Genomic DNA, 7,679 nt, shown 5'->3' with positions numbered 1-7,679 from the left:
CTTCTTCTGTAGCAACTTCTTCAGTTACTTCTTCTGCTTTTAAAGCATCAGCAATAGCGGCTATACGTTTTTCGTTTGCTACTTGTTCTGCTTTAAAGGCTTTAGTTTTAGCATCCGCTTGCGCTTTGCTTAAACCATCTTTTTTAGCATCAACTTTTCCAGATTTAGCATCTAACCATGTTGCTAATTTAGCATCTGCTTGTTCTTGTGTTAAAGCACCTTTTCTAACACCTCCATCTAGATGATGTTTCAATAAAGCGCCTTTATAAGATAAAATTGCTTTAGCCGTGTCAGTAGGTTGTGCACCATTGTGTAACCATTGAACAGCACTATCAATATTTAAATCAATAGTTGCAGGGTTAGTGTTTGGATTGTACGTCCCTATTTTTTCTAGGTATTTACCATCTCTTTTTGCGCGGGCATCTGCCGCTACGATCCAGAAAAAAGGTTTCCCTTTTTTACCATGTCTTTGTAATCTAATTTTTACTGGCATAATCTTGTGGATTAAATTTGAGGTACTCGACCTCGGTTAATTAAGGGTGCAAAGATAATAATAATTATCAATTTTCAATGTTCAATGTTCAATTATTTTTAAATCAGCGTTTTAGTATGTTTTTTTACATTGATTTTTGACATTGGTATTGAATTCGTATATTTGGACTTTATAAAAAATAATCATGGAAAACATAAAACAATACGTTCAGGAAAACAAAGAACGTTTTATTAAAGAATTAATTGAATTACTTAAGATGCCTTCTGTTAGTGCAGACAGCGCATATGCTCAAGATGTTATTAATACCGCAGAAGCTGTAAAGTCTAGCTTAGAAAAAGCAGGTTGTGATGTAGTAGAAATGTGCGAAACACCGGGCTATCCAATCGTTTACGGACATAAAATAATTGATCCAAATTTACCAACTATTTTGGTATACGGCCATTATGATGTACAACCCGCAGATCCAATAGAATTATGGACGTCTCCCCCGTTTGAACCTGTAATTAAAGTTACTGAAATTCATCCAGAAGGGGCGATTTTTGCTCGTGGCGCTTGTGATGACAAAGGTCAAATGTACATGCATGTAAAAGCTTTTGAATATATGATTACCAATAATAATTTGCCTTGTAACGTAAAATTTATGATAGAAGGGGAAGAGGAAGTTGGTTCTAAAAGCTTAAGTTGGTTCGTGGAACGTCATCAGGAAAAATTATCTTGTGATGTAATTTTAATTTCAGATACGGGAATGATTTCAAACACACAACCTTCCATTACAACCGGTTTACGTGGTTTAAGTTATGTAGAAGTGGAAGTAACCGGTCCTAATAGAGATTTACATTCTGGTTTATATGGAGGTGCAGTAGCGAATCCAATTAATATATTAACCAAAATGATTGCTTCGTTACACGATGAAAATAATCATATTACAATTCCGGGTTTTTATGATGGCGTGGAAGAATTATCGTCAGAAGAAAGAGCCGAAATGGCAAAAAGACCGTATTCTGAAGATGATTATAAAAAAGCGCTTAATATCGTAGATACCTTCGGCGAAGCAGGCTACACGACTAATGAGAGAAATTCTATTCGCCCTACTTTAGATGTAAATGGAATTTGGGGGGGCTATACAGGTGAAGGGGCAAAAACTGTAATTGCAAGTAAAGCATTTGCGAAAATTTCGATGCGATTGGTTCCAAATCAAGATTGGGAAAACATATCAGAATTATTTAAAAAACACTTTGAAAGTATTGCGCCAAGTGCCGTAACTGTGAAGGTAACGCCTCATCATGGCGGACAAGGCTATGTAACACCAATTGACAGTATTGGCTACCGAGCTGCGAATAAAGCCTATACAGAATCGTTTGGTGTTGCTGCTATTCCGGTTCGATCGGGTGGCAGTATTCCAATTGTTGCTTTGTTTGAAAAAGAATTGAAAAGCAAAACAATTTTAATGGGATTTGGTTTAGACAGTGACGCCATTCATTCGCCAAATGAACATTACGGAATTTTTAATTATATGAAAGGTATTGAAACCATTCCGTTGTTTTACAAATACTTTACAGAGCTGCACACTAAATAAAAAGAAGCAATTAATTTGCGAAAAGAAAACTTAATTATATATTTGCACTCCAATTATCGCGGGTATGGTGAAATTGGTAGACACGCCAGACTTAGGATCTGGTGCCGCAAGGTGTGAAGGTTCGAGTCCTTTTACCCGTACAAAAAAAGCTCAAAACATGGTTTTGAGCTTTTTTTATTTTATACTCAACATGTACATTTCTATAGCTTGTAATTCTTCGTCCGTCATGGCTTTTGTAATTTCGAGATTGGCCTTCATAATTTCATATTGCGATGGGTCTACAATAGGATCCGTTTCCCCTTGTAAGAACAAAGAAATACTTGCTTTTTTATCTGTATACATTTTAGAAATGTCTTTTATACTTGGTCCTGAAGTGGCAACATCTGCTTTATGACAAGTGGCGCACATGCCTTTCCCTTCAAAAAGTTCTTTCCCTAATGCTTCGAGTGTAAGAACAGAAGTTACGACTTTATTTTCTTCAATAGGATTTACACTTAACTCGGTTTCTGTTTTTTTACCACAACTAATCAAACTGAAAACTATTGATACTATCAGAAGGAATTGCAAATACACTTTCATAATTAAACTATTGTTTATTTAATAAAATGGCGGCTTCTTTCGCAAAATAAGTGGAAATTAAACTGGCGCCAGCGCGTTTGATGCACATTAATTGTTCCATCATAATTTTGTCGTGGTCGAGCCAACCTCTTTCTGAAGCTGCTTTAATCATAGCATATTCACCTGATACATGAAAAACCGTTACAGGAACATTTACTGCGTTTTTTACTTCGCGAACGATGTCTAAATAAGCAATACCAGGTTTTACCATGACCATATCGGCGCCTTCTTCTACATCCCAAAGGGCTTCTTTAATGGCTTCAATACGGTTGGCATAATCCATTTGGTAGGTTTTTTTATCCTTCGGAACAGCAACATCGGCTTCTCTTGGCGCGCTATCTAATGCATCACGAAACGGACCATAAAATGCCGAAGCATACTTTGCCGAATAACTCATAATCCCCACATTATGAAAACCTGCTGCATCTAAACCTTGACGCAAACGCAAAACGCGTCCGTCCATCATATCGCTTGGTGCTACAAAATCGGCACCCGCTTGCGCATGCGAAACAGCCATTTTTACCAACGCATCGTTGGTTGCATCATTTGCCACATCGCCGTTTTCAATGATTCCGTCGTGACCATAAATAGAATACGGATCCAACGCCACATCGGGCATCACAATCATTTCAGGACAAGCGGCTTTAATGGCTCGGATTGCTTGTTGCATCAATCCGTTTGGATTCCACGCTTCTTTTCCGGTATTGTCTTTTAAAGATTCATCTACTTTTACATAAATATTCACGGCACGAATTCCTAAATCGAATACTTCTTGAATTTCTTTCACCGTTAAATCAATCGAACGACGAAAAATTCCTGGCATGGATGGAATTTCGACTTGCACATTTTCTCCTTCTGCAATAAACATCGGAAACATAAAATCGCTCGAACTTAATGTGGTTTCTCTAACTAATGAACGAATGCTTTCGTTAACTCGTAATCTTCTACCTCTTTGTAATGGAAACATACTATTTTATAATTAATAATTGATAATGGATAATTATATCCAGTCAATTGGTTTTTCTAATACTTTTAACACTTTTTCTTCTTCGCTTCCAATTTCTGGATGATGGTCGTAATGCCATTGCACATGTGGCGGCAAACTCATCAAAATCGATTCGATTCTTCCATTGGTTTTTAAGCCAAATAAAGTGCCTTTGTCGTGCACCAAATTAAATTCGACATATCGACCACGGCGTATTTCTTGCCAAGTTCTTTGTTCTGGTGTAAAAGGCAAGTCTTTTCTTTTGGTTACGATGGGTAAATAGGCTTCAAGGAATGAATTCCCAACTTCGGTTACGAAATTGAACCAATCTTCCATTTTCATTTCATCAGATTCCTTACAATAATCGAAAAATAAACCTCCAACTCCTCGCGCTTCATTTCTGTGAGCGTTCCAAAAATAATCGTCACATTGTTTTTTGTATTTCGGATAAAAATCAGGATTATGTTTGTCGCAAGCGGTTTTACAGGTTTGGTGAAAATGAATCGCATCTTCTTCAAATAAATAATAGGGCGTTAAATCTTGGCCTCCGCCAAACCAACTATTAATTACTTTTCCTTTGTCGTCATACATTTCAAAATAACGCCAATTAGCATGTACCGTTGGCACCATTGGATTTTTTGGGTGAATGACCAAACTCAATCCGCAAGCAAAAAAATCAGCTTCACCTACGTTGAACATTTTTTGCATGGCTTCAGGTAATTTTCCATGAACCGCCGAAATATTTACACCGCCTTTTTCAAAAACTTGGCCGTTTTCAATTACGCGTGTTCTTCCACCACCGCCTTCTGGTCGTTCCCAAATGTCTTCTCGGAATTTGGCAACACCATCAATGTCCTCTAATCCTTTACAGATTTGATCTTGTAAGTTTTGTATGTATTGGTAGAATTTGTCTTTCATTTAAATAGCTTTTAGCTATGCGTTCAGCCGCTTCACGACAGTTGTGCGTAGTTCTTGTTATTTTTTCTTAGAATATATCTTACTGTCTTTATGTTTAAATCCAACACTTGAATATAAATTTATTGCAGCCAATCTATGATCTTCAGTAAAAAGCAGTATTTCAGAAAGTTCTTTTTCTTCACCTACTTGAACTAATAAATTAATTAGTTTTCTTCCTACTCCTTTTCCGCGAGAAGCGGAGTCTACAACTACATCTTCAATCCAACCCTTTTTCCCAGATATAACTTTGTAAGTACACATTAATGCAATTCCAATTATTTTATTATTATCCTCACAATATGCAACTGTAATTTGGTTTTTCTCATTCAATATTTCTTCAAGATCTAACTGAATTTTATTTGGACTTAATTGACGGAATAATTCAGAAACTTGCTCTTTAATGTCTATATTTATATCATTTTTGTCTAAAATAGCTGCTTTCATTTCTTTTAAATTGTTTTAAACAATACCGTTTATTGAATTATAATTTTTAGAATTACTTACAACTATCTGCTGTCAGCTTATCTATTGTATTCTTTCACCGCTTCCACAAAAGCTTTTGCATGGTCTACAGGAATATTGGGTAAAATACCGTGACCAAGATTTACAATATAATTGTCTTTTCCGAATTCATCAATCATTTCGTGCACCATTTTTTTGATGGTTGGAATTGGAGATAACAATCTTGATGGATCGAAATTCCCTTGCAAAGTGATTTTTCCACCAGATAAATAGCGCGCATTTCTTGGTGAACACGTCCAATCTACTCCCAAAGCCGATGCTTTTGATTTGGCCATATCGTTTAAAGCAAACCAACATCCTTTTCCGAAAACAATTACTTTTGTATGATCAGCCAAAGCTTCTACAATTTGATTAATGTACTGCCAAGAAAATTCTTGATAATCAACCGGAGACAACATGCCGCCCCAAGAATCAAAAATCTGAATGGCATTGCAACCTGCTTTTACTTTTTCTTTCAAATATAAAATCGTCGTATCGGTAATCTTTTGTAATAAAACGTGCGCTGCAACTGGATTTGAAAAACAAAATCCTTTGGCGGTATCAAAACTTTTAGATCCTTTTCCTTCTACTGCATAACAGAAAATCGTCCATGGCGAACCTGCAAAACCAATTAATGGCACCTCATCGTTCAACATTTGTTTGGTCAATTTAATCGCGTCAAAAACATAACCCAAGGTTTCGTTTACATCTGGAACAAAGACTTTTTCTACATCTTGCGAAGTCCGAATTGGATTTGGAATTATCGGTCCTAAATTGTCTTTCAATTCCACGTGAATACCCATCGCTCTTGGCACGACCAAAATGTCTGAAAACAAAATCGCTGCATCTGGTTTTACAATTCGAATCGGCTGAACTGTGATTTCAGCAGCTAATTCTGGAGTTTCACAACGGGTGAAAAAATCATATTTGTCGCGCAAAGCTCTAAATTCTGGTAAATATCTTCCGGCTTGACGCATCATCCAAACAGGTGGGCGTTCTACTTTTTCGTTATTTAAAGCTCGTAGGAATAAATCGTTTTTTATCATTTTTTTTTGTGTAAAACCTGACAGGTTTCAAAAACCTGTCGGGTTATATTATGTATAATATTCTATAACTTGTTCAATTACGTTTTCGATACTTGGTTGATACGCTGTTTTAATATTTTTAATTTTATTTTCAGATAATACATTTCTTAAAGCATCGGCGGTTGTGTTGCCAATACAAAACAATTTCTCGGTGCCAAGTATGTTTTTTTTCAAATAACTAGTTACTGCTGATGGGCTGAAAAATAGAATTCCGTCTACTTTATCTGAAATTTTATGAGGTGTTAACGTTGTATCGTAGACTTTAATTTCATTGAACGTGATTTGGTTTTCAGTTAACATTTCTGGTAACGTATCTTTTCGAAGATTGCCACTAAAAAACGTAAAGCTTTCATCAGCGTAGACTAAAGTAATGATTTCAGCTAAATCTTCTGCAAAACCTGTGTACGCTTCTACTGTAAAACCATTTTCGTTCAATAACTCTTTGGTTTTTAAACCCACACAAAAAACGGTTTTTTGCTTTAATTGCTCAATTGTTGGATGTTGCAAAATGCTTAAAACGGCATTTTGACTAGTAAAAATCAAATTATTGTTCAAATTTTTTATTGCGAAAGAAGCGTTTTCTGTTTTAATAAAATCCGCTTCAATAACTTGAATAGTTGCCTTAACTAATTCTTGTTTTTGAATTAGTGAAAGTATTTTGGTAGAAAGTATTTTGGTTTGATTTGTCATGATTTTTTTAAATTTTCTTTAATTTCAGACATCAATTGAGCACCACCATCATTCAAAATCTCTTGAGCGGTATGAAATCCTAATTTTTTCCATTCCGAAACTGCTACAGATTTAGTAACTTCTAATTTTTGTTTCCCGTCTATTGATAATAAAACACCTGTAAAATCAATCACATCTTCTTTTTCATTATACGTTGCGATTGCTCCAATTGGAGCCGTGCAACCTCCTTCTAACGTTCTCAAAAATTGACGTTCTATATAGGTACAAATTTCGGTTTCAATATGATTTAATTGCGAAACCGCATCTAATGAAAAGAAATCATCTGCATTACACACCACTACCATAGCACCTTGAGCGGGTGCTGGAATCATCCAATCTAAAGCAATTGCATTTTCAGGTTTTAAGTTGATACGTTCCAAACCGGCTTCCGCAAAAATAGCGCCGCCCCAATTTGAATCAGCTACTTTTTGCAAGCGTGTATTAACATTACCACGAATATCTGCTACATTATGCGTTGGGTATTTGTGTAACCAACTTGCTTTTCTTCGCAAGCTACTGCTCGCGATGGTAGCATTTTCTTGGAATAAAAAATCTAAATTTTCTTTATAAACCAAAATATCAAATGCTGAAGCTCTTTCTAGAACCGCGCCTTGAACAATTCCGTTAGGCAATAATGTTGGCACATCTTTCATTGAATGCACTGCAATGTCAATTTTGCCTTGAATCATGGCAACATCTATCGTTTTTGTAAAAATTCCGGTAATTCCTAATTCG

General features: G+C 35.9%; 9 protein-coding genes and 1 tRNA gene. 2 read left to right on the top strand and 8 right to left on the bottom strand.

Annotation, left to right across the window (positions count from 1 at the left end; genetic code table 11):
- Positions 1-493 (bottom strand): 30S ribosomal protein S16 (locus ACIQ2I_RS06540; RefSeq protein ID WP_396181629.1); only part of this gene is annotated, 493 nt, incomplete at its 3' end.
- A gap of 184 nt (positions 494-677) precedes the next feature.
- Here ACIQ2I_RS06540 and ACIQ2I_RS06535 point away from each other — a divergent pair.
- The gene (locus tag ACIQ2I_RS06535; RefSeq protein WP_396181628.1) at positions 678-2,069 is read left to right on the top strand and encodes a dipeptidase; all 1,392 of its coding nucleotides are present in this window, start codon (positions 678-680) and stop codon (positions 2,067-2,069) included.
- Positions 2,070-2,127: 58 nt separating this feature from the next.
- Positions 2,128-2,209, top strand: a tRNA-Leu gene (locus ACIQ2I_RS06530).
- 34 nt (positions 2,210-2,243) lie between these two features.
- Here ACIQ2I_RS06530 and ACIQ2I_RS06525 read toward each other — a convergent pair.
- From ACIQ2I_RS06525 to hemC, 7 genes are all read right to left on the bottom strand, one after another.
- Positions 2,244-2,648, bottom strand: a complete 405-nt coding sequence (locus tag ACIQ2I_RS06525; protein ID WP_396181627.1) for a c-type cytochrome — start codon at positions 2,646-2,648, stop codon at positions 2,244-2,246.
- Positions 2,649-2,655: 7 nt separating this feature from the next.
- Positions 2,656-3,654, bottom strand: coding sequence for a porphobilinogen synthase (hemB, locus tag ACIQ2I_RS06520; RefSeq protein ID WP_396181626.1), 999 nt, complete (start codon positions 3,652-3,654; stop codon positions 2,656-2,658).
- A 33-nt stretch (positions 3,655-3,687) separates the two neighbouring features.
- A complete protein-coding gene (hemF, locus tag ACIQ2I_RS06515; protein ID WP_396181625.1) occupies positions 3,688-4,590 on the bottom strand; it encodes an oxygen-dependent coproporphyrinogen oxidase in 903 nt (300 codons plus the stop codon).
- A gap of 57 nt (positions 4,591-4,647) precedes the next feature.
- The gene (locus tag ACIQ2I_RS06510; RefSeq protein ID WP_396181624.1) at positions 4,648-5,073 is read right to left on the bottom strand and encodes a GNAT family N-acetyltransferase; all 426 of its coding nucleotides are present in this window, start codon (positions 5,071-5,073) and stop codon (positions 4,648-4,650) included.
- Positions 5,074-5,150: 77 nt separating this feature from the next.
- Positions 5,151-6,176: a uroporphyrinogen decarboxylase gene (hemE, locus tag ACIQ2I_RS06505; protein WP_396181623.1), complete on the bottom strand. Its 1,026-nt coding sequence runs from the start codon at positions 6,174-6,176 to the stop codon at positions 5,151-5,153.
- Positions 6,177-6,224: 48 nt separating this feature from the next.
- A complete protein-coding gene (locus ACIQ2I_RS06500) occupies positions 6,225-6,905 on the bottom strand; it encodes a uroporphyrinogen-III synthase (RefSeq protein WP_396181622.1) in 681 nt (226 codons plus the stop codon).
- Positions 6,902-7,679: hydroxymethylbilane synthase (hemC, locus tag ACIQ2I_RS06495; RefSeq protein ID WP_396181621.1), on the bottom strand; the 778-nt coding region annotated here is incomplete at its 5' end. The genes hemC and ACIQ2I_RS06500, both read right to left, overlap by 4 nt.

The organism is Flavobacterium sp. (assembly GCF_044368995.1).
Lineage (GTDB): Bacteria > Bacteroidota > Bacteroidia > Flavobacteriales > Flavobacteriaceae > Flavobacterium.
Note: the sequence above shows the minus strand (reverse complement) of the source record. Positions and strands in the feature narration are given on the sequence as shown.